This window comes from Acinetobacter variabilis (genome assembly GCF_000369625.1).
GTDB lineage: Bacteria > Pseudomonadota > Gammaproteobacteria > Pseudomonadales > Moraxellaceae > Acinetobacter > Acinetobacter variabilis.
Map to the genome: position 1 here is coordinate 1148808 of NZ_KB850113.1, position 26786 is coordinate 1175593.

27 protein-coding genes are annotated in these 26786 nt (G+C 41.9%); 10 read left to right on the forward strand and 17 right to left on the reverse strand.

The annotated features are described in order from the left end of the window. The first annotated feature begins 12 nt into the window (after window positions 1–12). Together cydX and F897_RS11220 are read left to right on the forward strand one after the other, a co-directional pair. The gene (cydX, locus tag F897_RS17125; RefSeq protein WP_004783742.1) at window positions 13–114 is read left to right on the forward strand and encodes a cytochrome bd-I oxidase subunit CydX; all 102 of its coding nucleotides are present in this window, start codon (window positions 13–15) and stop codon (window positions 112–114) included. A gap of 3 nt (window positions 115–117) precedes the next feature. Continuing rightward, on the forward strand, window positions 118–420 hold the full coding sequence (locus F897_RS11220; RefSeq protein WP_004783744.1) for a cyd operon YbgE family protein: 303 nt from the start codon (window positions 118–120) through the stop codon (window positions 418–420). Between the two features lie 46 nt (window positions 421–466). On the opposite strand, the gene F897_RS11225 is transcribed toward F897_RS11220, so the two are convergent. The 7 genes from F897_RS11225 to F897_RS11255 all read right to left on the reverse strand — a co-directional run bounded on the left by F897_RS11225 (window position 467) and on the right by F897_RS11255 (window position 7166). After that, a complete protein-coding gene (locus F897_RS11225) occupies window positions 467–694 on the reverse strand; it encodes a hypothetical protein (RefSeq protein ID WP_224213991.1) in 228 nt (75 codons plus the stop codon). Between the two features lie 269 nt (window positions 695–963). Then, a complete protein-coding gene (gene rodA, locus F897_RS11230; RefSeq protein WP_004783749.1) occupies window positions 964–2103 on the reverse strand; it encodes a rod shape-determining protein RodA in 1140 nt (379 codons plus the stop codon). 100 nt (window positions 2104–2203) lie between these two features. Then, a complete protein-coding gene (gene ispD, locus F897_RS11235) occupies window positions 2204–2917 on the reverse strand; it encodes a 2-C-methyl-D-erythritol 4-phosphate cytidylyltransferase (protein WP_004783750.1) in 714 nt (237 codons plus the stop codon). Beyond that, window positions 2886–3275: a septum formation initiator family protein gene (locus F897_RS11240; RefSeq protein ID WP_004783752.1), complete on the reverse strand. Its 390-nt coding sequence runs from the start codon at window positions 3273–3275 to the stop codon at window positions 2886–2888. Before F897_RS11240 ends, ispD begins: the two co-directional genes overlap by 32 nt. Window positions 3276–3282: 7 nt before the next feature. Next, window positions 3283–4572: a phosphopyruvate hydratase gene (gene eno, locus F897_RS11245; RefSeq protein WP_004783754.1), complete on the reverse strand. Its 1290-nt coding sequence runs from the start codon at window positions 4570–4572 to the stop codon at window positions 3283–3285. A gap of 64 nt (window positions 4573–4636) precedes the next feature. Beyond that, a complete protein-coding gene (gene kdsA, locus F897_RS11250) occupies window positions 4637–5494 on the reverse strand; it encodes a 3-deoxy-8-phosphooctulonate synthase (protein ID WP_004783756.1) in 858 nt (285 codons plus the stop codon). A 31-nt stretch (window positions 5495–5525) separates the two neighbouring features. Continuing rightward, window positions 5526–7166, reverse strand: coding sequence for a CTP synthase (locus F897_RS11255; RefSeq protein WP_004783758.1), 1641 nt, complete (start codon window positions 7164–7166; stop codon window positions 5526–5528). 228 nt (window positions 7167–7394) lie between these two features. On the opposite strand from F897_RS11255, the gene F897_RS11260 reads away from it, so the two are divergent. Continuing rightward, window positions 7395–7850, forward strand: coding sequence for a hypothetical protein (locus F897_RS11260; RefSeq protein ID WP_376745103.1), 456 nt, complete (start codon window positions 7395–7397; stop codon window positions 7848–7850). A gap of 61 nt (window positions 7851–7911) precedes the next feature. On the opposite strand, the gene F897_RS11265 is transcribed toward F897_RS11260, so the two are convergent. The 3 genes from F897_RS11265 to F897_RS11275 form a co-directional block, all read right to left on the reverse strand. Continuing rightward, complete coding sequence (locus F897_RS11265; RefSeq protein ID WP_004783762.1) at window positions 7912–9018, reverse strand: YheT family hydrolase; 1107 nt, start codon at window positions 9016–9018, stop codon at window positions 7912–7914. 69 nt (window positions 9019–9087) lie between these two features. Then, the gene (locus tag F897_RS11270) at window positions 9088–9498 is read right to left on the reverse strand and encodes a nuclear transport factor 2 family protein (protein WP_004783765.1); all 411 of its coding nucleotides are present in this window, start codon (window positions 9496–9498) and stop codon (window positions 9088–9090) included. A 266-nt stretch (window positions 9499–9764) separates the two neighbouring features. Then, window positions 9765–11789, reverse strand: coding sequence for an NADPH-dependent 2,4-dienoyl-CoA reductase (locus F897_RS11275; RefSeq protein WP_005235937.1), 2025 nt, complete (start codon window positions 11787–11789; stop codon window positions 9765–9767). 166 nt (window positions 11790–11955) lie between these two features. Here F897_RS11275 and F897_RS11280 point away from each other — a divergent pair, with 166 nt between their 5' ends. The 4 genes from F897_RS11280 (at window position 11956) to F897_RS11295 (ending at window position 15162) form a co-directional block, all read left to right on the forward strand. Then, entirely contained in the window at window positions 11956–12504 is a 549-nt protein-coding gene (locus F897_RS11280; RefSeq protein WP_004783769.1) for a PadR family transcriptional regulator, read from the forward strand. Window positions 12505–12518: 14 nt separating this feature from the next. Further along, window positions 12519–13451, forward strand: coding sequence for an alpha/beta fold hydrolase (locus F897_RS11285; RefSeq protein WP_004783772.1), 933 nt, complete (start codon window positions 12519–12521; stop codon window positions 13449–13451). Window positions 13452–13470: 19 nt separating this feature from the next. Continuing rightward, the gene (locus tag F897_RS11290; RefSeq protein WP_004783774.1) at window positions 13471–14175 is read left to right on the forward strand and encodes an SIR2 family NAD-dependent protein deacylase; all 705 of its coding nucleotides are present in this window, start codon (window positions 13471–13473) and stop codon (window positions 14173–14175) included. An 87-nt stretch (window positions 14176–14262) separates the two neighbouring features. Then, window positions 14263–15162: a LysR substrate-binding domain-containing protein gene (locus F897_RS11295; protein WP_004783776.1), complete on the forward strand. Its 900-nt coding sequence runs from the start codon at window positions 14263–14265 to the stop codon at window positions 15160–15162. A gap of 294 nt (window positions 15163–15456) precedes the next feature. On the opposite strand, the gene map is transcribed toward F897_RS11295, so the two are convergent. Continuing rightward, window positions 15457–16251, reverse strand: a complete 795-nt coding sequence (gene map, locus F897_RS11300) for a type I methionyl aminopeptidase (protein ID WP_004783779.1) — start codon at window positions 16249–16251, stop codon at window positions 15457–15459. A 352-nt stretch (window positions 16252–16603) separates the two neighbouring features. On the opposite strand from map, the gene brnQ reads away from it, so the two are divergent. After that, window positions 16604–17890 carry a branched-chain amino acid transport system II carrier protein gene (gene brnQ, locus F897_RS11305; RefSeq protein WP_004783780.1) on the forward strand — a complete coding sequence of 429 codons (1287 nt, stop codon included), beginning with the start codon at window positions 16604–16606 and terminating at the stop codon, window positions 17888–17890. Window positions 17891–18481: 591 nt separating this feature from the next. Then, window positions 18482–18697, forward strand: a complete 216-nt coding sequence (locus F897_RS11310) for a hypothetical protein (protein ID WP_004783783.1) — start codon at window positions 18482–18484, stop codon at window positions 18695–18697. 107 nt (window positions 18698–18804) lie between these two features. On the opposite strand, the gene F897_RS11315 is transcribed toward F897_RS11310, so the two are convergent. Next, window positions 18805–19263, reverse strand: coding sequence for a hypothetical protein (locus F897_RS11315; RefSeq protein ID WP_004783784.1), 459 nt, complete (start codon window positions 19261–19263; stop codon window positions 18805–18807). Between the two features lie 116 nt (window positions 19264–19379). Here F897_RS11315 and F897_RS11320 point away from each other — a divergent pair, with 116 nt between their 5' ends. Further along, entirely contained in the window at window positions 19380–20246 is an 867-nt protein-coding gene (locus tag F897_RS11320) for an alpha/beta hydrolase family protein (protein ID WP_004783786.1), read from the forward strand. Window positions 20247–20398: 152 nt separating this feature from the next. Here the strand turns inward: F897_RS11320 and gltS are convergent, their stop codons facing one another. The 5 genes from gltS to F897_RS11345 all read right to left on the reverse strand — a co-directional run bounded on the left by gltS (window position 20399) and on the right by F897_RS11345 (window position 26757). Further along, window positions 20399–21622 carry a sodium/glutamate symporter gene (gene gltS / locus F897_RS11325; RefSeq protein ID WP_004783788.1) on the reverse strand — a complete coding sequence of 408 codons (1224 nt, stop codon included), beginning with the start codon at window positions 21620–21622 and terminating at the stop codon, window positions 20399–20401. Window positions 21623–21746: 124 nt separating this feature from the next. Beyond that, on the reverse strand, window positions 21747–21968 hold the full coding sequence (locus F897_RS11330; RefSeq protein WP_005235942.1) for a hypothetical protein: 222 nt from the start codon (window positions 21966–21968) through the stop codon (window positions 21747–21749). A 114-nt stretch (window positions 21969–22082) separates the two neighbouring features. After that, window positions 22083–23474, reverse strand: coding sequence for an ATP-binding protein (locus F897_RS11335; RefSeq protein ID WP_005235944.1), 1392 nt, complete (start codon window positions 23472–23474; stop codon window positions 22083–22085). 76 nt (window positions 23475–23550) lie between these two features. Beyond that, the gene (locus F897_RS11340) at window positions 23551–26190 is read right to left on the reverse strand and encodes a bifunctional aconitate hydratase 2/2-methylisocitrate dehydratase (RefSeq protein ID WP_004783803.1); all 2640 of its coding nucleotides are present in this window, start codon (window positions 26188–26190) and stop codon (window positions 23551–23553) included. Between the two features lie 297 nt (window positions 26191–26487). Then, entirely contained in the window at window positions 26488–26757 is a 270-nt protein-coding gene (locus F897_RS11345; protein WP_005235947.1) for a hypothetical protein, read from the reverse strand. Between the last annotated feature and the right edge of the window lie 29 nt (window positions 26758–26786).

Genomic DNA, 26786 nt, shown 5'->3' on the forward strand with positions numbered 1-26786 from the left:
GGAGATAAAATTATGTGGTATTTCGCATGGATTCTCGGCATTTTGATGGCCTGTTTCGCCGGTGTACTTAGTGCACTATATATTGAAAATCATCAAGACCTGGATGAGAAATAAGAGATGACAGACGCTGCAGTTGAACAAGTAAAGATAGAAAAAAAATCTAACCCTTTTGCAATGGTGATTTCTTGCCTATTGGCTTTTCCACTCGCAGCGGTGTTGCTGGTTCATCCTGCTGCGATGCTGGATGCCAACGGGGAATATAGCCACCGCGCCATGATGTTTATCATGATCGGGATTTCAGGCGGTTTTATTCACGGAGTTGGCTTTATCCCTCAGTACTGGTTCTGGAAATGGCTATTTAGTCCGTTTCTGGCTTGGCCTTTAATGCTTTGGGGTTATTACACCTGGTTTCTTAGCTAAGTATGAAACAACCACAAAAAGCCCTCATTTGAGGGCTTTTTGTTCTTTATTTTTTTTGTGAAACACAGCCTGTTTCATAGGTAGTTCCCAAATCCTGAAGAGATTGAGTAAACTGATTATCTAGTTTACTCACAAACTGGAATTCATCTTGCGCTGCCGCAAGATGCAGATTCTGTTCTGATAGATATTTTAACTGCTTTAAACCGGTTGCATATTCACAGGCTTTAGCAATCATAAGTGCAGGATGCTCACGTTGGTCTACCGATGAGTTCAATACAGCAAGTTTTAACTCCAACTCATCATATTTTTGTTTGGTTTTTGCCTTAAATTCAGCCTAACTCAGTGGTTTGGCCCAAGCTGAAACAGATAACTCGAAAATTCCAATGGTTATCATTAATTTATTCATTTTCCCCTCAACAATAAAAATTGCATATGATTTATCTAAGTTATTGAATATTTATAGCATAAAGCTACTTTTAACAAATACGAGTAATAAAAAAGCCAGAACTGGTCTGGCTTTGAAAACTTACTTCATTGAATTTTCTAACGATGAGTATGGATTGACATCACAATACCCATCCCTGCCAACATGGAAATCACGGCTGTACCACCGTAACTCATCAATGGCAAAGGGTCACCCGTCACAGGTAAGATCCCACTGACCATGCCTGAGTTTAAAAATACAAAGAAGAAAAAAGTTAGTCCGATCGCACCGGCGTATAAACGGCCAAAGTTATGAAAGCTATTCATGCCAATAATCAGACAGCGAATAATAATGGCCGTAAACAGGCTGAATAGAAGAAACACCCCGATAAAACCAAATTCTTCCGCATAAGTCGACATAATAAAGTCGGTATGATGTTCAGGCAGATAACCTAGATGAGACTGAGTACCTTGCGAATAGCCTTTCCCCATAATCCCGCCCGAACCGATGGCAATTTTGGACTGGATAATGTTCCAGCCTGCGCCCAAGGCATCCGATTCTGGATCGAATAAAGTCAGAATCCGTTTCTTTTGATATTCCTGCAACAAGAACATCCACAGCAATGGCACTGCAATAGCTAAAGCAGCAAAGGCTCCAGCAATTAGGCGCCATGACATGCCGCTCAGGAATAGTACAAAAATCCCGGGAATCACCAGACCGATATTTAGATCGGGTTGCAGTGCTACCAATACAAATGGCACGCCTAAAATCACCAAAGCACCGACAATGTCCAGAAACTTCGGCGGGAAAGGTTTACGGGCAAAGTACCAGGCCATCATCAGTGGCATGGCAAACTTCATTACCTCACTCGGCTGCATACTCCCCACACCCGGCAACGTAATCCAGCGGGTTGCCCCAAGACGCTTCTCACCAATCACAAAGACCAGCAGTAGCATAAAGATACCGAACATATAAAAATATGGACTGGCAGCTTGATAAACCTTAGGTGGTACTTGGGCACAAATAAACATCACCACAAAGCCCACACCAAAACTGATCGCCTGACGGATCACCATCCCGGAATCTTCCGAGGTGGCACTGTAGACCACCATCAGACCCAAGATCGCATTTAAAATCAGGAAGCAAAGCAGCCATGGATCAAGGTGCAACTTGGCCCATCGGGAGGCATTTTGGGGATTAATACTACGTCCATCGCGTGCGGACTGCCGCAAAAAACGATACTGCTGAGAAGGGATCATTGGCCCACGGGTAGAAAATTCATGATGGCAAAATTATAAGTTAAAGTGCTCCGGAATAAATCGCCATTGACTGATTTATTCCATTTTTATTGCAATATATTTAGCGCTGGGCAGCCAGTATCAGTTTGGCCAGTTCCAGATCATCTGGATAGGTAATTTTAATATTGTCAGAGCGGCCTTGTACTACTTGAACTGGTTCGTCTATATGTTCCAGTGCACTGGCTTCATCGGTAATGGTAACACCATCTGCGAGTGCCTGCTGAATTGCACGTTTTAAGGTTCCAAGTTTCGCCATTTGTGGTGTTTGCGCCTGCCACAAAGTTGAACGATCTACCGTCGTTTCAATATCATGACTCTTTACGACACGCTTTAAGGTATCTCGTACCGGAATACCCAGAATCGCCGCCTGATCGGTTTGAATTGCTGTATTGACCAGATCAATCAAGGAGCTTTGACTCACACAAGGACGGGCTACATCATGCACTAAAACCCAGTCTTCTTCTGAAGCTATCTCAGATAAATATTCCAAGGCATTTAGTACAGAGTTGACGCGTTCTGCACCGCCCAAGCAAAAATGCGCTTTATCCAGACGAGAAAGTGGCAGAGTCTTGGCAACATCATCCTGTGCACCGATTGCAAGGACATAACCTGCTAATGGCAATTGATTCAGGCGCGAAACGGTATGTTCAAGAACGGTCTGTTCCTGAATCATCTGATATTGTTTAAGTTCGGTTTTGGAAAATCGGCTACCGGAACCTGCAGCTGGTAAAATGACCCACAATTTATGGTGTTGTTGGAACATCAGCTGATTCATTGGTTCTCAGGTCTACTTTATTCGGATTAAGATAAATCGGTTTATATTGAGTACTAATAGTGCTCATTTGTACAAAGGTTTCATGCGGCTTGATCAAACCTAAATCGAGACGAGCATGTTCTTCGATGGCTTCAATACCATTCTTCAAATCATAAACTTCTGCAGCCAGAACGCGATTACGTTCTTTTAGCTCTTCATTCAATTCTACTTGTTGCTGGATTTTCTGGGTCAATGCCTGATGGTCATTATAACCACCCTCACCAAACCAGTATAAATATTGAAACCCTGCGATCAGAACGATCGCAAGGCCCAACAGTACTTTACTCATCAAGGAGTCGAATACATTTAACATTGACATAAGTCGCTTAGTTCAAACCTTTGAACTCAGCTTTACCGCGATATGCAGCTTGAGTCAATTCTTCGATACGAAGTAATTGGTTATATTTCGCCACACGGTCAGAACGGCAAAGTGAACCAGTCTTAATTTGACCTGCTGCTGTACCCACTGCAAGATCTGCAATAGTAGAATCTTCAGTTTCACCTGAACGGTGAGAGATTACAGTAGAGTAACCGTTTGCTTTCGCAAGGTAGATGGCATCCAGAGTTTCAGTCAATGTACCGATCTGGTTGTACTTGATCAGGATTGAGTTGCCTACTTTCTCGTTGATACCACGTTGAAGAATCTTAGGATTCGTAACAAACAGGTCATCACCAACCAACTGGATCTTGTCGCCCAGAATCGAAGTCAGGTAAGACCAGCCTTCCCAGTCAGATTCGTCCAGACCATCTTCAATGGAGATAATTGGGTATTGGTTTACTAGACCTGCAAGGTAGTCAGCAAACTGGTTGCTTGTGAACGATTTGTTGCCTTCACCAGCCAGGATATATTGACCATCTTTGTAGAATTCTGAAGATGCACAGTCAAGCGCAAGCATAATGTCAGAACCAGCCTTGTAACCAGTTTGCTCGATTGCAGACAGGATCACAGTAATAGCTTCTTCGTTAGAACGAAGGTTTGGCGCAAAACCACCTTCATCACCAACTGCAGTGTTCAAACCTTGTTTCTTCAAAACTGATTTTAAAGAATGGAAGATTTCAGCACCCGCACGTAACGCTTCAGAAAATGAAGTGAAACCTACAGGCTCAATCATGAATTCCTGAATATCAACAGTGTTGTCTGCGTGAGCACCACCGTTCAGGATGTTCATCATTGGAACAGGCATGGTCAAAATCTTTTGATCACGAAGATCTGCGATATATTGGTAAAGCGGAGTTTTCTTTTCTTCAGCAGCAGCACGCGCAGCAGCAAGAGATACTGCCAAAGTTGCGTTTGCACCTAATTTTTCTTTGTTTTCAGTACCATCTAAAGCGATCATCGTATTATCGATGTCTTTTTGTTCGAATACTGATTTACCCACTAACGCATCACGAATCAGAGTGTTTACGTTGTTAACCGCAGTTTTAACACCTTTACCTAGGTAACGTGCTTTATCGCCATCACGAAGTTCTAGAGCTTCACGAGAACCAGTTGAAGCACCAGATGGTGCACATGCACGGCCAACTACGCCAGATGCTAAGATAACGTCTGCTTCGATGGTTGGATTACCACGAGAGTCCAAAATTTCACGTGCACGAATGTCAACGATTTGACTCATGAACTATTCCTCAGTTGATTAATAAAAATGATGCGTCAAAAAAGACGCATCAATGTATATTGAATTAATGTGTATCTAATTTTTCAAATCCTTTCACTAGAGTATCCAGCTCTTTTAATTGAGCCAGGAATGGTTCTAGTTGAGATAAACGCAAGGCACAAGGACCATCACATTTTGCCACATCTGGATTTGGATGAGCTTCCAGGAATAAACCTGCAAGACCTGTTGCCATACCGGCACGCGCCAGTGTAGTAATCTGCGCACGACGACCACCGGCAGAGTCAGCACGACCGCCCGGAGTTTGTAATGCATGCGTTACATCAAAGAATACTGGCACGTTCATTTCTTTCATGATGTCGAAGCCCAGCATGTCTACAACCAGATTGTTGTAACCAAAGGCTGAACCACGCTCACAAAGAATCAGCTTGTCATTCCCTGCTTCCAGACATTTATGCAAAATGTGGCGCATTTCATGCGGAGCAAGGAACTGGGCTTTTTTGATGTTGATGATGGCATCAGTTTTTGCCATCGCTTCAACCAGGTCAGTCTGACGACTTAAGAATGCAGGTAGCTGAATAATGTCAGCAACTTCTGCCACAGGAGCAGCCTGATACGGCTCATGTACATCAGTGATAATTGGTACATTAAAATGTTTTTTAATGTCGGCTAACCACTCGATTCCTTTTTCGAGGCCAGGCCCACGGAATGAGTTCAGGCTTGAACGGTTGGCTTTGTCAAAACTTGCTTTAAAGACATATGGAATATCTAAACGCTTGCAGATATCAACATAAGTCTCTGCAATTTCAAAAGCTAAGTCTTTCGACTCAAGTACGTTCATGCCGCCGAATAGTACAAATGGCAAGTGGTTTGCCATTTGTATATCGCCTAAACGTACAATTTCTTGTGGTTTTAATTGTGACATTTAAACTTCCTAGTTGTGTCTTAAACTCGCATTATTTGGTTTTTTGGTACTGTTTTTTTGCAGCATCAATGAAACCGGCAAATAATGGATGTCCATCACGTGGCGAGCTGGTAAATTCCGGGTGGAATTGTACTGCAATAAACCAAGGATGTGCAGGAATTTCAACAGTTTCTACCAGATGTTGTACCGGAGAATAACCAGAAATCTTCATGCCTTTTTCTTCCAGCACTGGGATATAACGATTGTTCATCTCGTAACGGTGACGGTGACGTTCGATAATTTCATCCGAACCATACACTTCAGCAGTCTTGGTACCCGGTACCAGTTCAGACTTCTGTGCACCTAGACGCATGGTACCGCCAAGGTCTGAATCTACTGAACGCTGTTGAACTTCACCGCGCTCATCTAACCATTCAGTGATCAGCCCAATCAATGGAGATTTGGTTGAGCGGTTGAATTCTGTTGAAGTCGCATCAGTGATACCCACCACGTTACGTGCATATTCGATCACTGCAAGCTGCATACCCAAGCAGATGCCCAGGAATGGCACACCGTTTTCACGTGCAAAACGAATCGCTTTCATTTTGCCTTCAGTACCGCGCTCACCGAAACCACCCGGAACCAGAATCGCATCCGCATCTTTCAATACTTCATTGACATCTTGGCTTTCAAGTTCTTCAGCATTGACATAGTCGATCTGAACTTTCACTCGGTTTTGAATGCCCGCATGTAAAAGTGCTTCGTTCACAGACTTGTAGGCATCTGGAAGTTCAACATATTTACCCACCATTGCAACACGTACAGTGTATTCAGGGTTCAGTAAAGCTTCTACCACATTATCCCAGTCAGACAGGTCTGCTTCTGGAAGATTGTCATAGCCAAAACATTCACAGATGAGATCATCAACGTTCTGTTCATAGAAAGTACGTGGAATCTGGTAGATCGTACGTGCATCTTTACACACGACTACTGCACGCGCTTCTACGTTAGTGAACAAGGCAATTTTACGCGTCGTATCTGCATCAACATCATGTTCAGTACGGCAGATCAAAATGTCTGGTTGAATACCAATAGACAGAAGTTCTTTTACTGAGTGTTGAGTTGGTTTAGTTTTTAATTCTGCTGCAGACTTAATGTATGGGAGTAACGTTAAGTGCATCAGCATCGTACGTTTATGACCAAGTTCAACCATTAACTGACGTACAGATTCCATGAATGGGAGAGATTCAATATCACCTACAGTACCGCCGATCTCAACGATCGCAACGTCATAACCTTCGCCAGCGCGAAGTACACGTTCTTTGATGTTGTCAGTAATGTGTGGAATAACTTGTACAGTACCACCTAGGTAATCACCACGGCGTTCTTTATTCAGAACATCCTGGTAAACACGGCCTGATGTAAAGTTATTCAATTTGGTCATTTTCGCACGACGCAAGAAACGTTCGTAGTAACCCAAGTCTAAGTCTGTTTCAGCACCGTCTTCTGTAACAAAAACTTCACCGTGCTGGAATGGGCTCATAGTCCCTGGATCGACATTAATGTATGGATCCATTTTTACCATGGTCACTTTTAAACCACGGGCTTCTAAAAGTGCAGCAACAGAAGCAGCTGAAATACCTTTACCTAGTGATGAAACAACACCACCAGTCACGAAAATAAAATGGGTCATTGGGTTTCTCGTACAATCGAGCCTAAATCGGCCTGCAATGTTGCGCAATTTTACTTTACCTTGCACCAATAAAGCAAAGTCAATCCGCATCAAATCAAAGAACAATAAACAATTGACTATTCTAACAGCAATTCCTTAAAAAAATTACAGTAAGTTCATATGATTTATATATTGCATTTTGCTGCTATAATAGGAACATTCACACCCTACACTATTCTGTTTGATGCAATGATGATGAAGAAACTTTTAATCTGTACCCTGATCCTGACTGGCCTTACACTGACTGGTTGTGTAAAAAAAGAAGCTCCAAAAGAAGAAGAACAAACCGAAGTTACTCCAGCATCTGAATTGGTTGCTCCGGAACCTGTACAACTTGAGCCTGTTGAACCATTAGAATCAACACCAGTTGAACCGGTTGAAGAAGCACCAGCAACACCGACTGTTGAAATCCAGCGCGAACAAACTGCGAATACTACAACTGAAATTCGCCGTGAAGTTAAAAAACCAGAACCTGCTCAATCAGAGCCTGCGCCTGCAGCTGAAACAAATTCAAGTACTGAGCAGCCTGCAAAACCTGCAGCAACACCAGCCGCTCCTAAAAACAATTCATCTTCTGCAAACAAGTCTGAAGATGATGCAGTTGCAGATGCGATTGCTGCTGCTATGCCAGCACTTGAAAACTAATATAATCCTTCATCAAAAAAACCCAGCTTATGCTGGGTTTTTTATGGTTTAAAAATCTCTTTCAAGCTGCCGTTGGAGTATCGGAAAGTTGCAGTAAATACTCTGCCATCAGACGAGTGGCCCATGATTCTGTCTGCATTAAACCCTGATAAAAGCCACAGTGGCTGCCTTTTTTAGTGGTGACGACTACAATATTCGGCATAGCTCGAATGGCATCCTTATACGGTTCCAGATTCTTGATATGACAGACCGGGTCATCTTCCGAGTTCAAAATCATCAATGGAATTTTGACATTTTCAAAGACATAAATCGGGTTGGTGGCCTTGGTATAGCTTTCATAGTCTGAAAAGCCTGCCAGCTCATAGTAGTGCTGTTCAAATTCAGACAAGTCTTTCACCTCAAGCAATTGCTTCCATGAAGGATAAATCTGCCAGGTTTCCTGATAAGGGTGGATAAAACGTTTGATCAGTTTTTTAGCCATGACTTTGCTATAAAACGGATGCACATAAGCAAAACCGGTTTCGGTATTATAACCTGGGCATAAGGCAAAGGCTGCTTTGAGCGGGGTTTGCTCGCCCTCCTCACCCAAGTAGCGAACTAACAGTCCTGTACCCGCAGAAGAACCCACACCATAGAGATCGGATTGAGGAAATTTGTCCTGAATATAGAGCAGCTGTTCACGCAAGTCCTGAGTGGAGCCAAACAGGTTCATTTTTGGCACAGGCATTGGCAGGTCAGCATGACCACGGCGCAAACACAGGGCAACACGCCAGCCTGTATATTTATGCAGGTCACGTACCAGCTCCCGCATGGATTCCGGAGAACCGGTAATGGTATGTAATAACACAATAGTAGGTGTACTTGGCGGTAAATCTAAACCATACCAGGCAATGCCAGTAATGCCGCCATCGGACATATTCAGCTGCTCAAGCACATCATATTGCAGCTTAATCGTGCGTTTTTTTATCAAGTCCAGATATAAAATGTGCGCATGCGCATTCGATAACCACGGTGTTGGACGATATTTCTGTTTTAAAAGTGGTAAACGTTCAATCACACCAGAAAATAAACCATTCGGATTATAATAAAGTGTTGGAAGATCTGCTCCGCTAAAGCGGTCCAGATATTCACTTGAAAGTTGACTCATTTTTTTAAGCCACATTTTCATCTGTATTCCCCTATAGTTTTCTATCAGTGATGTACAAACTTCATGCCGACTTGAATCAATTGTAGGAAATTAAGTATTAGCCTGATAAGCCTGAATCCGCTGGCCCATTTCTATAGCTAAGGCTTCAAGTCCAGATTTTGGTCGGATCATTACTTCAAAATCAATGATCTGACCTTCATCATTGAACTGAATCATGTCGATTCCCTTAATTTTCTTATCGCCGACATTGGCTGAGAACTCAAGTACAACATTGTTACCATCTTCACTAAGAAATTCACGGTGATAAGTAAAGTTTTCAAAGACCTGAATCACATTGGTCAGGATAAAAAATACAACCTGTTTCCCGGGATAAGGCTGAAAAGCCACGGGCGAGCGGAATACGACATTATCCGCGAGGAGTTCATTCAATATGGACATATCACGTGTTTCCAACATTTCATGCCAGCGTGTAATAGCCTGTTTTGTTATTTCAAGTGTCATTTTAGATTCCTTTTATTTTTAGAGTTCTATCTATACGCTTTCTTCGTTTTAATAATGAAATTTCCCCCTTTAGTAAAGGGGGTTAGGGGGATTCTCTTTATATTTAAATCCCTCCCAACCTACCTTTTATAAAGGGAGGAGTATTCTTTTTTGGACAGCTTTTGTCTTTAAACAAAAGTTCCTTCTTAGAAGGAAAAGCTGAGCGAGAGGTAATTTATTACCCTGATCCCAGCCCTCTCTCCCAGAGGGAGAGGACTTGAAGGCTATTAAATCACCGCAGCCAATTCAGCACCCTGACGGATCGCACGTTTCGCATCCAGCTCACCTGCTTCTTTCGCACCGCCAATGAGATGCACGTTTTTACCGGCAGCTTTCAGTTCATCAAACATGGCGGTATAAGATTCCTGACCAGCACAGATAATGACATTATCTACGTCTAATACTGCAGGTTGATCATTCACTATAACGTGCAAGCCCTGATCATCGATTTTTTCATAGCTTGCACCGGCAATCATTTTGATATTGCGATGTTTTAAGCCAGTACGGTGAATCCAGCCTGTGGTTTTACCCAGACTTGAACCGACAGAAGCTGCTTTACGCTGCAATAAATAAATTTCACGTTCAGGTTGTTCTACATTGGCTGTCTTAAGTCCACCAACATTTTCATAGTTAGTGTCGATCCCCCATTCATCATAGAATTTTTCCGGATTGACACTGCCACTTTCGGTCCCATGACTGAGCAGCTCGGCTGTATCAAAGCCAATACCACCTGCACCAATAATCGCTACACGCTGGCCGACTGGTTTACGCTCTCTAAGTACATCCAGATAAGACAATACTTTAGGATGATCAATTCCAGGAATATCAAGCTGACGCGGTGTCACCCCAGTGGCAACCACAATGTCATCAAATTCGGCTGAAATCAGCTGATCAAAGGTCGCGGTGCAATTTAATTTCAATTGAATACGTGGTTGCAATTCAATCTGACGTTTAAAATAGCGCAAGGTTTCATAAAACTCTTCCTTACCTGGAATGGTCTTCGCAATATTAAATTGCCCACCAATCTGTGCTGAAGCTTCAAATACAGTGACATGATGGCCACGACCTGCTGCATAGATGGCAAAGCTTAAACCTGCCGGCCCCGCACCAATCACTGCAATATTTTTCGCTACATTGGTTTCTTTAAAGATCATTTCGGTTTCATAACAAGCACGTGGATTCACCAGACAGGTGGCAATTTTCATCGAGAAAATATGATCCAGACAGGCTTGGTTACAACCGATACAGGTATTGATTTCATCACTACGGCCCTGTTCTGCTTTTAAGACAAACTCAGAGTCTGCCAGCATTGGACGTGCCATTGACACCATATCGGCATCACCTGTAGCCAGGACATATTCTGCCATTTCCGGGGTATTAATACGGTTAGAGGTAATAAGAGGAATATTCACCTGACCTTTTAGCTTACGCGTAACCCAGGTAAAGGCCGCACGTGGCACTTTGGTAGCAATGGTCGGGATACGCGCTTCATGCCAGCCAATACCGGTATTAATAATCGTCGCGCCCGCTTTCTCAATGGCTTTGGCGAGTTGGATTACTTCTTCTAGAGTTGAACCGCCTTCAACCAGATCCAGCATCGAAAGACGATAAATAATAATAAAGTTCTCACCGACCATTTCACGGGTACGGCGTACAATTTCAATCGGGAAACGGATACGGTTTTCATAGCTGCCACCCCATTCATCATCACGATGATTGGTACGTGCTGCGATGAACTCATTGATCAGGTAACCTTCTGAGCCCATGATTTCGACACCGTCATAACCTGCATACTGAGCCAGTCTGGCACAGTTGGCAAAATCATCGATGGTCTGCTGCACTTCAGCCGAGCTTAAGGCATGCGGTTTGACTGGATTAATCGGTGCCTGAATTGAAGACGGCGCAACATTTTCCGCCTGATAAGAATAACGGCCGGTATGCAGGATCTGCATGGCAATTTTCCCGCCAGCTTCATGTACAGCTTGGGTAATCACTTTATGCTTTTCAGCTTCTTCAATCGTATCGAGCTTGGAACCACCCTGAAAAGTGACGCCATGATCATTCGGCGAAATACCACCTGTGACAATTAAGGCTACACCACCCTTGGCACGTTCTGCATAAAAGGCAGCCATCCGATTATAACCGCCCGGTGCTTCTTCTAAGCCCACATGCATGGAGCCCATCAAGACACGGTTTTTAAGCGTGGTAAAACCCAGATCCAGTGGGGCAAGTAAATTCGGATATTTAGACATTTCAACTCCTTAGCGTGCAGATGTGCTGGCTATTTTTATTCAGGCTGACTGATTTACTCCCATCAAGCAGCAGTCTTATGCAACTTGTTGCACTAATTTATAGTGCAGAATTGATTTTTATGCAACATGTTGCATAATAATCCCGAGTCATTTTTTTGAGACGTTTATGTCTTTATCACATGTTTTACTCACCAGCCTGATTGAGAAACCGAGCACTGGCATTGAACTGGCACGCCGTTTTGACCGCTCCATGGGCTTCTTCTGGAATGCCACCCATCAGCAGATCTATCGTGAACTGAATGCCATGCTGCAAAAAGGCTGGATTTCGACGATAGAAGAGGAAGATTCTCATAGCCGTAAAAAAACCTATCAGGTAGAGCGACTCGGCCGGGAAGAACTGGCTAACTGGATGCTGGAGCACAGTTCCCCAGCACAGCTTCGGGAAGAACTGATGGTTCGTCTGCGTGCAGAAGCCCAGCTGGGCGGCAACAGCACCTTACCTGAACTGGAACGCCATCTAGAAATACATAAAGAGAAGCTTAAAACCTATCAGCAGATTTTCGCCAAAGACTTTGCTCAAGCTGACGAAAATGACCGAACCCTGTATATTCATAAAATGATTCTGCAACTGGGTATTGACCAGGAACTGGGCTGGATTGCCTGGCTGGAACAGGTTATTCCTAAACTTAAACAATTCGATGTAGAAAAATTATAAATACGGAGATATGCATGCCCTTCTATAGCATGCCAGATGGCGAACAGTTATTTGTACGTGAATACGGTCAGGGTCAACCGGTCCTGGTCCTATCAGGTCTGGGCATGTTGAGCTGGCAATGGGCAGCTTTTCTCTATCCACATCAGAAAAATTTCCGCTTTATTATTCCCGAATGGCGTGGGTTTGGGGCATCTAGTCACTGCAAAATTCCGCAAGACCTGGATGTGATTTCCAGTCACTGGCTTGATGTTCAATCAGTGATCCAGCAGCTTAATTTAGATCAATTCATTGTGATCGCTTACTCTATGGGTGCGACAACCACCATGCATGGCTTGTGCTATAGGGATTTTGCCAAACATATAGCAGCTTATTTGCATATTGACCAAACACCTAAGATTCCGGTTGATGATGCTTGGGCATTTGGACTTTTTGGTTCACGCCATCAGGAATTTATTGAAATTTTGCAGCAGCTTTCAACATTACTTGCAGAACATCAGCAGATTGAACTCATTCGGAATCTGGATACTGCAGTACGTCAGCAAATTACAGCATTATGGCTGCGCTTCATCCAGCTACAAAATGATAGTCCAGCCAGTTTAAAAGTGTTTAAGTTCATCCTGAACAGATCTCGTCTGCAAAGCCTGCTCCTGCCTTCCAGTCGGGTAGATTATATGACGTGGTACATCAATAATTATTTATATCATCATGAAGATTATCGTGAAGCTCTGGCGAAGCTTACTTGTCCGGTAACTTTCTTTAGCGGTGTACAGTCCAAACTTTATCCTGTGGAAGGCCAGCGCCTGATTGCCCAAAGCCTGCCTCAGGCTAAACATGTGCTTTTCAACAAATCTGGTCATACTCCTTTACTGACCGAACCACTCAAATTTGCCAAGGAGCTCGGCATCTTTCTGAAAGAAAATTTACAGTCCAGCTCTTCAGCGGCTTAAAGATTAAGGAGAAGAAATCATGAAAAAACTGGTGGTGTTTTCAGGTGCTGGCATGAGTGCTGAAAGTGGGATTAACACCTTTCGTGACAGTGATGGGCTTTGGGAACACTATCGTATAGAAGAAGTTGCCACACCGGAAGCTTGGGCTAAAAATACGGAACTGGTGCAACGCTTTTATAATGCCCGACGTAAAAATATTCTGGAAGCACAGCCAAATGCAGCTCATCAACTCATTGCTGAACTTGAAGATGATTTTGATGTCCATGTGATTACCCAAAATATTGATGATCTGCATGAACGCGCCGGAAGTTCTAAGGTTATTCACCTGCATGGCAATATCCGCCTAGCCAAAACCTCAGGCCCGAATTGCCAGTACACCACCGAGTTTTATCCAATCGAAGGCACTGATTTAGATTTGACTAAACACTTCTGTAAGGAAGGCTATCCACTACGTCCACATGTGGTCTGGTTTGGCGAAGCTGTACCAGCTTATGAAGAAGCACAAGATTGTGTACGGGATGCTGATATTTTTGTGGTTATTGGAACTAGCCTGCAAGTATATCCTGTTGCTGGTTTAATCCATGAGATTCCAGCTCACTGCACAGCTTATTATATTGATCCCAAAGCAGATCAACAGCATTTACCCGTTCAGTTTCACAAGATTTCCCAGACGGCCACAGAAGGCATGAAAACCTTACTTAAATTACTTGAGTCCGAGATCTAGTCATCATTCAAAATTCGTATTCTATAGTTGACAGTATGCAACAATCATTTTTTAATCAGCCTATTGTTGCAGGAATGGAATTAAACGATGCTGACTGATCTGGATGATTTTTACTGTTTTGCGCAGGTCGTCGAACATGGTGGCTTTAGTGCAGCCGAACGTGCTACCGATATTCCCAAATCCAAGCTCAGCCGCCGCGTTTATAATCTGGAAGAACGTCTTGGCGTCCGTCTGATTCAGCGTAGTTCCCGTCATTTTGCAGTCACTGATATTGGCATGAATATCTATCGCCATGCACAAGTGATGCTCAGTGCAGCACAGGCTGCACACGACCTGGTAGATCATCTCAGTACTGAACCGCGTGGCACTATTAAAGTCAGCCTGCCCGTCTCCATTGCCCAGAATGAAATGGCAAAAATCCTGCCGGATTTCCTGAAAAAATATCCTAAAATTAAAGTCCAGATGATGATCACCAATCGACGCGTGGACATCATTAACGAAGGCTTTGATCTGGCCCTACGGGTACGGACCAGCCTGGATGATGATCCGAATCTGGTAATTCGTCAGTTTGAAAAAATCGAACAGCATCTGTTTGCCAGTCAGGGCTATCTGAATGAATTTGGCGATCTGAAAACGCCTGAACAGCTCTCTGAACATAAAATTTTAAGCATGGCTGAGGAACATACTGAACAGTTCCTGATATTGCAGAATGAGCAGCAGCAACAGAAAAAAATCCGGATCAACCCGACCGTAATGGGATCAGACCTGAATATGCTGGCACAACTGGCGGCTTCAAGCTGCGGCATTACCTTATTGCCCGATAATGTCGTGCAGCAATATGTAGAACGTGGCGAACTGGTTCGGGTACTTTCAGACTGGAAAACCGCACATGGCATTTTTCATCTGGTTTATCCTTCCCGTCGTGGCCTGTTACCGGCTGTGCGGGTATTTATTGATTATCTGGTTGAGCACCTGCATCTTGTATAAATAGAAATATTTCAGGCAAAAAAAATAGCTCATTCTTGGGGAAAAATGAGCTAATAAAAACAATTCACTACAGCATGAAGTGAACGAAAGGAAACTACTACCGCTAAGCCAAATCTAATACACAGTAATCAGACATCTAATAGAACAATCATGAACTAGGTATAAATAGATTAAGAGAATTTGGCTGGTTAAACCACTTCTTCATGTAGTGTTTTGTAGGCTTTCGTCACCAATAGCAAGCAAGCTGTAATTTATGTAAGCTACTGTATTTCAATGCATAACGTGAAAAATAATTTAAATTTCTGGATACTCGCCTGTACCTTCTGGCCACGGCGATAACAGCTCAAAACCTGTGTCGGTCACGACTACCATGTGCTCCCATTGAGCTGACCAGGATTTATCCGCAGTCACGACTGTCCAGCCGTCCTTTAACTCTTTAACACGTGCTTTGCCCATATTGACCATAGGTTCAATAGTAAAGACCATACCGGGTACCAGTTTGATGCCCTGACCTGGTTGCCCGTAATGCAGAATGTTTGGCTGTTCGTGATAAATTTTACCAATCCCATGACCACAATATTCACGCACAATGGTGTAGCCTTCACGCTGTGCAACAGACTGGATTGCATAACCAATATCGCCTAGGGTTGCGCCCGGTTTAACGGCATGAATCCCGGCAACCATAGCTTCATAAGTGGTTTCGACCAGGCGTTTGGCTTCAGGAGATGGTGTACCAACATAATACATCCGGCTGGTATCGCCAAAATAACCGTCTTTAATAATTGCAACGTCAATATTAATAATATCGCCGTCTTGCAAGACAGTATTCGGAGATGGAATACCATGACAAACTACTTCATTCGGTGAAATACAGGTGGTTTTGGTATAACCATAATAGCCAATATTGGCAGGCGTCACTTTTAGCGTATTGACGATAAAATCATGACAGATGTCATCCAGATATTCAGTCGTGACACCCGGCTTGACATGCTCTCCGATCATTTCCAAGACCTGTGCAGCCAAACGCCCAGATATACGTAATTTTTCGATATCTTGTTCGGTTTTCAGAGTAATCGCTGGAGCTCGCATGGATCTATCCTCAAGGTGAATCGGGAAATTATAGTCCTTTTTCAGCCAAGATGCGCATTTGTTCGGTCTGCATGACAATTCTTAAAACTTGCTATAGAGAATCTCAATGCTGCTTATTTATACAAACAATAAGCCGAATATAATGAAATGAAGTCTAAATGATTTATTTATTTAAAAATAAATTATATTTTTTTCAACTGAATATCAAAGATATATTTCTACCGAGCTTTTAAAGTTCACTTTATCCGATCGTCAAGATCAGTAAAATCAAGGCTTTCGGCATTAAATTAAACTCCAAAAATCATCATATATACACTAAAATCGCTTTCTTTTATTTATTTGTTCTCCTTCTATGACAAGTCTCCGTACAAGAGATATTGTGGCCTTAGGTTTTATGACCTTTGCACTGTTCATTGGTGCGGGCAACATTATCTTTCCACCGATTGTGGCTCAACAAGCCGGTGAGCATGTATGGTTAGCTGCCCTAGGTTTCCTGATTACGGCAGTTGGCCTACCTGTCATCACCATCGTGGCATTGTCACGTGTTGAAGGTTCAATCCAGATCTTAAGTTCTCCTTTAGGTAAAGCAGCCAGTCTTTTACTGACTGTGGTCTGTTATCTGACGGTTGGACCTTTATTTGCGACACCACGTACTGCAACCGTTTCTTATGAAATCGGCTTTTCTTCATACTTTGGCAATGCACCTAGCAATCTGCTGATCTATAGTGTGATCTATTTCGCTGTAGTGACTCTGGTTTCCCTTTATCCAAATAAGATTCTGGATACGGTTGGATACTTCCTGTCCCCAGTAAAAATTATCGCATTGATCATTTTAGGCGGTGCTGCAGTGTTGATTCCTGCCGGCAAACCACCTGCTGCAGTGGGTAACTATGTTACAAGTCCGGTAACTGAAGGCATCGTTAATGGTTATCTGACCATGGATACCTTAGGCGCATTGGTCTTTGGTATTGTGATCGTGCGTGCGATTACTTCTCGTGGCGTAACGGATCGCAAGCTGATTACCAAATATGCAGTCAATGCAGCGATTATTTCTGGTATCGGTTTGACGCTGGTGTATCTCAGCCTGTTTAAACTAGGCCTAGGTAGTCACGATGTTGCCCCTAATGCTGCCAATGGTGCGATTATTCTGCATGCCTATGTACAACATGCTTTTGGTGATATGGGTGCTTATTTCCTTGCCACCATGATCTTTGTTGCCTGCATGGTGACTGCGATTGGTTTGACCTGCGCATGTGCTGAATATTTCTCGTCTATTACCAAACTGCCTTATAAAGCCTTTGTCTTTGTACTGGTCGGCTTCTCGCTAGTGATTTCAAATCTTGGTTTGACCAAACTGATTGCCGTGTCTGTGCCTGTATTGAGCGCGATTTATCCGCCTGCGATTGCAGTGATCCTGCTAAGCTTCTGCGGTCATTTCTTTAAAAAGCCTGCTCAAGTTGTTGCACCGGCCACACTGGTTGCATTTATTTTCGGTATTTTCGATGGCCTTAAAGTTGCTGGCCTTGAATTACCTGAATTACTACAGAACTTACCGCTTTCTGAACAAAATATGGCATGGTTGATTCCATCTCTTATTGTTCTTGTCATTGCCGCTGTGATTGACCGTATCAGGAATTAATCTTTCTAAGAGGTCATAAAAATCGTATTTTTACCCAAAATCCGGTTTTAGCGTGATCAATATCTGTCAGGTTTTACCCAAACCGGCATTTATTGTTTACACCCTCACCTTCTCATCATAACCAAATTGTATTTTAGAAAGCGTTATACACTTTTAATCAATTATTTTAATTAGCTTCTTTCTTACTTCTATTTTCATTCTTTAGCAGAAGATCAACCCTACTCTGTATTTTACTGTTTTTTAAACATATTGTTTCCTGATTAAACCAACTCACCTTCATCATTCTACATAGACTTACATTCTCTGGATTATCTCTACAAATCTTTGGCGTAGAATTTGCTTTTCCCAATGGTAGCAATGAATGATTGCTTGAAACTTCAGTCGGACTGCACTCGCTGAAATGTTTAAGATGATGATTCAGATGCAATCATTGATTAGTGCGGTAATACGACTAAAGGAGGCCTTTTTAACTGTTAAAGTTCACTTAAATAGTTGCAAAGGTTGAAATTAAGAAGTACAACTGTATATTCAATTCAGACTAAATCAATAAGATTTACTCTTCAATTATACAAATAAACAGGAGGGATGGAGATGTTATCAGTACATTTCAAAAAGCAAGTCTTCATTGACGCTCTTAAGGCAAATACCAATCTGGTGACTTTCCTAAGCACCACGGTTGCGCTTATGCTGACCTTGATTGTGCATTGTTTAATTCAAGGCAATTTAAAATTTGAGTACGTAGGTTATGCCTTGATTGTTTCGGCAGCCTTTTTCTTATGGGCTGTGATTGACCAGAAATACCGATAATTTATTAATAAATTTATACCCCAGTGGATGATCTGGCCAGTCATCCATCTGGCAGAAAAGAAATAAATTAAGCTTAAAGCTCGAAAAATAAAATCAACCATTAAAAATTAGAATAATCCGATCGCCGCCCCATAAAGAAGCACGCCCGTCCCTCCCAATTCTGCAATAATCAAACTGACCATTGCCAAAGTCATAAGCACGCCCGGCAACTGAAATTTACCCAGTTGATGCGGTCGCTTAAACTGATTCGTCGTATCTTTCAAAAACCCATGCAAGATATACGCACTAATCGAGAAACTGAAAAAGAGAACATTGATCAATATACAGATCAAATTAATCTGCGAAGATAATGCTGAATAATAAGCCAATACTGCCAGAATCAATGTCGCAGGGGCATAAAGCAGACTGCTGCGATGAGCAATATCCACATAATAATGCGCCCGTGAATTGACAGACTGACGGATTTGCCAATATTTCCATACCCCGGTTAACATCCCCATCCATAAGAATATTCCACTAAAAATAATCGCGATCTTTACTGCCAGATCAAGTTCGATTCCCTGCATATTTTCATTCCGTTTTTATCATCGTAATGACTTTTTAGTCATTGTTTTAATAAGTTTCTTTGAAGAAGTCAGGTAAATTTAAGTATTCATTCTGATTCAAAAATATAGTGTAGCCCATGTCTGAATTCGAAACATTGACTCTAAAGTGCCAGGATGGCTATCAATTAAGTGCACGTTTTTATCCAGCTACTGATGCTGAATGCAAGAAATCTCCTATATTAATCTGCCCTGCGACTGGCATTACCAAACAGTTTTATCATAGTTTTAGCTGTTGGCTGCAAGCTCAGAGTTATGCAGTGCTGGTATTTGATTTTCGGGGTATTGGCGAATCCTTAAAAGGTCCGGTTAAGCATTCTAAAGCCAGTATTGTGCAATGGGGACAACTGGACATTCCGGCTGCAATTGATGCGCTATTAGCTAAGACTCAGACAGAAAAGGTCATCTTACTTGGGCATAGTGCTGGTGGACAGCTGCTGGGTATTGTCCCAAACTATGCCAAAGTGGAAAAAGTCGTGGCAATTGCTGGATCGACGGGTCATGTTAAAGGTTTAAAGGGTCGTACCAAATTACTAGCACCAGTGATGTTCAATATCATTTTCCCATTGGCACGTATCACCAAAGGCTATGGTCCAACTCAAGCGATTGGTATGGGTGAAAACCTGCCAAAAGATGTGGCGCGTGAATGGGCAGAATTTTGTAGTAAACCAGGTTATATAATTAATGCGATTGGTAAAAAGATCGCACCAGCACATGACTATCATGCCCAGATCACCTGCCCGATCACATCAATCTGGGCTTCGGATGATGAAATCGCCACTCAAGCGAATGTCAAAGACTTGCTGCGCTTATATCCAAAAGCAGCCACAGAAATGATTGAGCTAAAACCCCAAGAATATGGTCATAAAGGGATTGGCCACATGCTGATGTTCAAGAAGTCACATCAAAACTTATGGCCAGTCATTGAGCAGCAGTTATCTGCCTAAAGATGATTTAAATGGCTATTGATAGGTTAATGTGCTTTAATACGCTCAGTATGAGATGAGCCTCTTACAGTATGTGCCTCAGATGTGCATACGACTAGCCCCTAACCATGGGGCTTTTTAATGTCTATATGATTTTGAAGTCGTATTAAAATTTAACCGAAAAATGCAATGATGCTCTGAATCACCACAGCATTCACAATATCAATAAAAAATGCACCACATAGCGGTACGATCAAAAATGCTTTATGTGATGGACCATAGCTATTGGTGACCGCCTGAATATTTGCAATCGCAGTTGGAGTTGCTCCCATACCAAAACCACAATGCCCCGCCACCAATACGGCTGCATCGTAATTTTTTCCCATGATTCTAAAGGTCACAATTGCGGTAAATAAAATCAGTACCGCTGTCTGCGCAAACAAAATGGTAATGAGCGGGCCTGCCAAATCGGCCAGCAACCAGAGTTGCAGCGACAGTAAAGCCATTGATAAATACAGAGACAATGACGCATTTCCGAATACATCAATAGCACGGTCGAAAATATCGACTTTTAGCACATGCTCCAGGAAGTTACGTACAATCACTCCTGTCCCTAAGGCCCAGACAAAGGTCGGCAGTTCAAACCATCTTCCCTGACTAATCTCTGTCATTTCATTCGCAACAAAAATACATAGTGCAAACATCCCCAAAGTTGACACTGCATTACTGGCTGTAATCAACCGGGTTTTCTTTGGATATTCGAAGGGTGCGGTGTTGATGCTAGTATCGAGTTGTTGTTCATTGGTCTCTTGCGCTACTGTCTCTGCCAATTGATTGCGTTTAATCAAGAATTTGGCAACCGGGCCACCTACAAGCCCACCAATAATCAAACCAAAAGTAGCACTGGCCATACCGAGGACAATTGCTCCTTGAATCCCATGTTGAGTTTCAAGTACTTCACCCCAAGCACCGGCAGTACCATGTCCACCCGTTAAGGTAACAGAACCAACAATCAAGCCAATCAATGGATCAAGCCCAAGTGCTGTGGCTAAACTCATGCCAACCGCATTTTGCACGACTACAAATAGAATGACGCAGACTAGAAAGATCAGCAGTGATTTTCCGCCTTCTTTGAGCTTGGTAAAGTCTGCACCTAAACCAACAGAGGTAAAGAACATCAGCATCAGAATAGTTTGGATTTCTGAGTCAAATGTGGCACTGATATTAAAAAATTTATAGAGAATAAAAGCCGCAATCGCTGCGACTAAACCGCCGATTACGGGTTCAGGTAAATTATAGTTTCTAAAGAAGCCAATTTTACTAACCAGATACCGCCCAATAAAAAGAAAAAATACCGCAATTACCAAAGTGCCAAAGGCATCGATCTCATAATTCATAACATTCCCTATTGGCTTTATTTTTATACAGTTTTAGGAAAATAGTATGAAAAATCAATTTTAGAAATGTTATGCAAGTTATTGTTTCTAGTAATTGTTTAATTTATAGCTCGAACAGGTGCAATTAATACAATGGAATATCATAGACCCAGTTTTTGGTTTGTTGGTCAGTGGTGGTTTCACACACATAGTAATCATGATCCCATGCTCCTTGATGGAAAATTTCTTTTTTGGTGTATGTCACCTGTTTACCATTTTCGACACAGACAAAGCTGTCACCTTGGTCTTTGACTTGAGTTCCGTTCAGGAAACCGCCAATACAGAGGAAGCGGGATTGTGTTTTCACTACTCAATTACCAAATATATTTTAGATAAAAATATCATCGTTTAGATATTATTCGTCATCATGAACGATAAGATGACGAATAACAAAATTTAAACTTTTTAAAATAAAATTAATTTATATACAATGCCATACCCTTTGCTCTGTATCGAAATTAATTATTTTTTTCTCTTTTAATTTTTGCAATTCATTACTAGTTTGGTCTGGATTCAATCCAAACAGATGACGTGCATGCAACCGTGTAAAACCATCAGGTACTATATCCTTAAATTTCCGTATAAGTATCTCAGGTTCCATATCATATACATGATATAAACATGCAATAAACTTATTATTTTCCTCTTTAAACTCAGGTTTTCTTAGGCCTAATTCAGACATTTTTACTGTAGCAGTGTTTAAACCTTCCCCTAATTCCTTATTCGGTGCTTGTTTAGACTTAGATAACAATCTCACAATTTTAGGGTTTCTAGAAAACCTATTATCTAAAATGTTATCAACTTTAATCATACCTGGTAATTTACCAGGACTTTCGAATGAAATTTGATTATCAAAAATTTTGACATGAACAGAATCCTGGATCGAATAATCTCTATGAATTAAACAATTGACAAGAATTTCCCAAATAGCTTCATCTGGATATTTAGGAGTTTTTCTACCTTCTAATCCCCATAAATATATTTTATCTAAAACACTTTTAATAAATTCAAAACTTTGTTGTAAAATTTCTAATATATTACCTTCAAATAATTTACTATCTTCATTTTGCATGATATCTCTTAACTCATCACCATCTATAGACTCATATCTAGTAACCCTTAGAGCAGCCTGTGGTAATATTGATGAACAGGACTGGGAAAATAATAAAATTGAAGCAACTATTGGAAACCAATCTCTTTCACTAATTAGACGCTCTTTTATGAGAAAATTTAAATTATCTTTGTTTGTGAGTTTTAAATCATTTATATAATTTGAAAGAACATCACTATCCACAACCTCTTCAGGATTTACTGAATTTAAAACTTGATCCTCAAAAGAATGAACCCCTTTTTCGAAATATAAAGCCTGTAGAGCTTTATTCTTTACCTTTATATTACCTGCATTTTTTCTAGTAAAAACTTCATTAGCTGCTGTTTGATGAACTTGATGATCTGTGTGTACTTTTATATACAACACATAATTACCATATGAGCCTTCAACGCTCAAATACCAGTAATCGAAATCAACAACAGGGTCCAACCGACTAAGAGCATGAATAATATCATTATAGTGTTCTATAGATTCATAACCACTCCATCTCTTATAGTGATCATCAGGATTAGTTTTTTTGTCTTCTATACCAATTGCAACCTCACCACCTTCACTATTTGCAAAAGCAACTACGATTTCTTCAATTACGTTTATCTTTGCTCTTTTACTTTTTAAATCGAAAAAATCATCTTCTTGTCTTTCACATACCTCAATTGCTTGTTCTCTACTAATAAGATTAATAGCTTTCTTTTTATCAAACATATATCCCCCTAATTCAACTACAAAAAATAAGGGCTGATAGATCAGCCCTTATTTTAAACTACTTTCTAATCAACTATTAAGCTAATTGAGCAGCAGCAATTTTTTTGGTATCGATGTCTTTAGCAGCATCTGTATACTCGCTCATCTTGTCGAAGTTCAAGTATTGGTAGATGTCAGCAGACATGCTGTCGATTTGAGCAGCGTACTGTTGGTATTCTTCTGGAGAAGGTAATTTACCCAATACAGCAGCAACAGATGCAAGTTCAGCAGACGCCAAGTAAACGTTCGCACCTTGACCTAGACGGTTCGGGAAGTTACGAGTAGAAGTCGATACACAAGTTGTGTTCGGTGCTACACGTGCCTGGTTACCCATACATAATGAACAGCCTGGCATTTCAGTACGAGCGCCAGCTTTACCATAAGTATTGTAGAAACCTTCTTCCATCAATTGGTGTTCGTCCATACGAGTTGGAGGAGCCAACCATAGACGAGTAGATAAAGAACCACCAGGTACTTTGTCTAGAAGTTTACCAGCTGCACGGAAGTGACCGATGTTAGTCATACAAGAACCGATGAATACTTCATCAATTTTAACGCCTTGAACGTCAGAAAGAAGTTTTGCATCATCTGGGTCGTTCGGGCAGCAAAGAACTGGTTCTGTGATTGTAGAAAGGTCGATTTCATACACTTTAGTGTATTCAGCGTCAGCATCAGCTTTAAGAAGTGATGGGTTAGCCAACCATTTTTCCATGTTCTCAACACGGCGCGCCATAGTACGAGCATCGCCATAGCCTTGTGAAATCATCCACTTCAGCATAGTGATATTAGAACGCAGGTATTCAGCAACTTTCTCTTCAGAAAGCGTGATCGCACAACCAGCCGCAGAACGTTCAGCAGAAGCATCAGAAAGTTCGAATGCTTGCTCAACAGTCAGGTCAGTTTCCATTTCTGTCAGGTCGATCTCAAGGATACGACCAGAGAAGATGTTTTTCTTACCTTTCTTCTCAACAGTCAGGTCACCTTCTTGGATTGCTACGTAAGGAATTGCATGTACTAGGTCACGTAAAGTGATACCAGGCTGCATTTTACCTTTGAACTTCACAAGAACAGACTCTGGCATATCAAGTGGCATAACACCAGTTGCTGCAGCGAATGCTACAAGACCAGAACCCGCTGGGAATGAAATACCGATTGGGAAACGAGTATGGGAGTCACCACCAGTACCAACAGTATCTGGAAGAAGCATACGGTTTAACCAAGAGTGGATAATACCGTCACCTGGACGTAGAGAAACACCACCACGGTTCATGATGAAATCAGGAAGCGTGTGCTGCATTTGAACGTCAACTGGTTTTGGATACGCAGCTGTGTGACAGAAAGATTGCATTACCAGGTCAGCAGAGAAGCCTAGGCAAGCCAAGTCTTTCAATTCGTCACGAGTCATAGGACCAGTTGTATCTTGAGAACCAACTGTAGTCATGCGTGGTTCACAGTAAGTACCTGGACGGATACCTTGACCTTCAGGAAGACCACAAGCGCGACCAACCATCTTCTGAGCAAGGGTGAAGCCTTTGCCAGTGTCAGCAGGTTGTACTGGAGTACGGAACAGAGTTGAAGGCTCAAGACCAAGCTCTTCACGTGCTTTAGTTGTCAAACCACGACCGATGATCAGGTTAATACGACCACCCGCACGAACTTCGTCTAGAAGCACTGGAGTTTTAAGGTCAGCTTCAGCGATTTGAGCGCCGTCTTTGAACGCAGTTACTTTAGCAGCAGCTTTGTCGATTTTAAGAGTGATTTCATCACCCATGTTCATGTTTGCTACGTCAATTTCAACTGGTAACGCACCAGCGTCTTCCATAGTGTTGAAGAAAATCGGAGCAATTTTAGAACCTAAACAGTAACCGCCTTCTTTCTTGTTAGGAATGTGAGCGATTTCGTCACCGAAGAACCAAAGTACAGAGTTAGTTGCAGACTTACGAGAAGAACCTGTACCAACAACGTCACCTACGTAAGCAACTTTGTTGCCTTTCGCGATGAGGTCTTTAATTTGGTTTAATGGACCAACTTCACCAGGAACTTCTGGGTTGATGCCATCACGTTCGTTTTTCAGCATTGCATTTGCATGCAATGGAATGTCTGGACGGCTCCAAGCGTCTTGTGCTGGAGACAAGTCATCAGTGTTAGTTTCGCCAGTTACTTTGAAAACTGTCAGTTTGATTTCTTCTGGAACATCTGCACGGTTTGTGAACCATTCAGCATCAGCCCATGATTGAAGAACAGCTTTTGCATTTGCATTACCTGCACGTGCTTTATCAGCTACGTCATGGAACGCATCAAATACAAGAAGCGTCTTTTTCAAAGCTTCAGCAGCAAGACCACCAAGCTCTGCGTCTTCTAGAAGTTCAACTAAAGGAGCAACGTTATAACCACCAAGCATAGTGCCCAGTAAGTAAACCGCACGTTCTTTAGAAACTAGTGGAGAAGTCGCTTCGCCTTTTGCCAATGCAGCTAAGAACGCAGCTTTTACGTATGCAGCTTGGTCAACACCCGCTGGAACACGGTTTTCGAGCAAGTCAACTAAGTATGCTTCTTCACCAGCTGGGGGATTTTTTAATAATTCAACTAATGCAGCAGTTTGAGCATCATCAAGTGGCTTCGGTGGGACTCCGAGTGCGGCACGTTCTTCAACGTGTTGGCGGTAAGCTTCTAGCACGGTGTTATTCCTCTTTTTTAAAAAATTACCTGTGAATTCCTGCTTTATAAAAGCTTCACAAATAATATGGACTCTAAAATTTTACTAAAATTCCAGTTAAAAGTTAATGCAAGTACAGTGTTTCTTTGTGATGCTCATTATTTTATAACTAAATGATGCTTATAAAGATCATTCAATAATCAAATCATCATCGCCTTGCATAATTTAAGTACAGATATGGCAACTTTTAACCAAATTCGACGCATAAAAAAGGCAACATCGATGTTGCCTAATTTACTTAGAAAAAGATACTCCACCTTAGTGGACTGTCGTCGAGTTCAAATATTGCTGAAAAGCGTCCCGACAACCCTCAAATTTTAATTCACATTGATCTTCATAGGTCTGACTGTGATTGTTGCTGGCAAAGGAAATCTCGACCAAACAGCGTTTTTTGTCCTGCACCAAGATCTGCTTAATCACGACCTTGTCTCCTACACTCAGAACATAGCGTCCGCTACCGATAATCGCCAATCCTTTTTCATCTTCTAACAGCAGATCTGAGTGATATAAATATTTCACGACGTCCATATTATTGTTCTCCTAAAGGCTTTGGAGTT

Coding starts and splice junctions, on each gene's coding strand:
- cydX (WP_004783742.1), top strand. CDS start 13: ATGTGGTATTTCGCATGGATTCTCGGCATTTTGATGGCCTGTTTCGCC.
- gltS (WP_004783788.1), bottom strand. CDS start 21,622: ATGAATTATGAGATCGATGCCTTTGGCACTTTGGTAATTGCGGTATTT.
- F897_RS11220 (WP_004783744.1), top strand. CDS start 118: ATGACAGACGCTGCAGTTGAACAAGTAAAGATAGAAAAAAAATCTAAC.
- eno (WP_004783754.1), bottom strand. CDS start 4,572: ATGAGTCAAATCGTTGACATTCGTGCACGTGAAATTTTGGACTCTCGT.
- rodA (WP_004783749.1), bottom strand. CDS start 2,103: ATGATCCCTTCTCAGCAGTATCGTTTTTTGCGGCAGTCCGCACGCGAT.
- F897_RS11310 (WP_004783783.1), top strand. CDS start 18,482: ATGTTATCAGTACATTTCAAAAAGCAAGTCTTCATTGACGCTCTTAAG.
- brnQ (WP_004783780.1), top strand. CDS start 16,604: ATGACAAGTCTCCGTACAAGAGATATTGTGGCCTTAGGTTTTATGACC.
- F897_RS11255 (WP_004783758.1), bottom strand. CDS start 7,166: ATGACCCATTTTATTTTCGTGACTGGTGGTGTTGTTTCATCACTAGGT.
- kdsA (WP_004783756.1), bottom strand. CDS start 5,494: ATGTCACAATTAAAACCACAAGAAATTGTACGTTTAGGCGATATACAA.
- F897_RS11270 (WP_004783765.1), bottom strand. CDS start 9,498: ATGACACTTGAAATAACAAAACAGGCTATTACACGCTGGCATGAAATG.
- F897_RS11345 (WP_005235947.1), bottom strand. CDS start 26,757: ATGGACGTCGTGAAATATTTATATCACTCAGATCTGCTGTTAGAAGAT.
- F897_RS11290 (WP_004783774.1), top strand. CDS start 13,471: ATGAAAAAACTGGTGGTGTTTTCAGGTGCTGGCATGAGTGCTGAAAGT.
- F897_RS11275 (WP_005235937.1), bottom strand. CDS start 11,789: ATGTCTAAATATCCGAATTTACTTGCCCCACTGGATCTGGGTTTTACC.
- ispD (WP_004783750.1), bottom strand. CDS start 2,917: ATGAATCAGCTGATGTTCCAACAACACCATAAATTGTGGGTCATTTTA.
- F897_RS11295 (WP_004783776.1), top strand. CDS start 14,263: ATGCTGACTGATCTGGATGATTTTTACTGTTTTGCGCAGGTCGTCGAA.
- F897_RS11320 (WP_004783786.1), top strand. CDS start 19,380: ATGTCTGAATTCGAAACATTGACTCTAAAGTGCCAGGATGGCTATCAA.
- F897_RS11240 (WP_004783752.1), bottom strand. CDS start 3,275: ATGTCAATGTTAAATGTATTCGACTCCTTGATGAGTAAAGTACTGTTG.
- map (WP_004783779.1), bottom strand. CDS start 16,251: ATGCGAGCTCCAGCGATTACTCTGAAAACCGAACAAGATATCGAAAAA.
- F897_RS11285 (WP_004783772.1), top strand. CDS start 12,519: ATGCCCTTCTATAGCATGCCAGATGGCGAACAGTTATTTGTACGTGAA.
- F897_RS11315 (WP_004783784.1), bottom strand. CDS start 19,263: ATGCAGGGAATCGAACTTGATCTGGCAGTAAAGATCGCGATTATTTTT.
- F897_RS11280 (WP_004783769.1), top strand. CDS start 11,956: ATGTCTTTATCACATGTTTTACTCACCAGCCTGATTGAGAAACCGAGC.
- F897_RS11265 (WP_004783762.1), bottom strand. CDS start 9,018: ATGAAAATGTGGCTTAAAAAAATGAGTCAACTTTCAAGTGAATATCTG.
- F897_RS11260 (WP_376745103.1), top strand. CDS start 7,395: ATGATGATGAAGAAACTTTTAATCTGTACCCTGATCCTGACTGGCCTT.
- F897_RS11335 (WP_005235944.1), bottom strand. CDS start 23,474: ATGTTTGATAAAAAGAAAGCTATTAATCTTATTAGTAGAGAACAAGCA.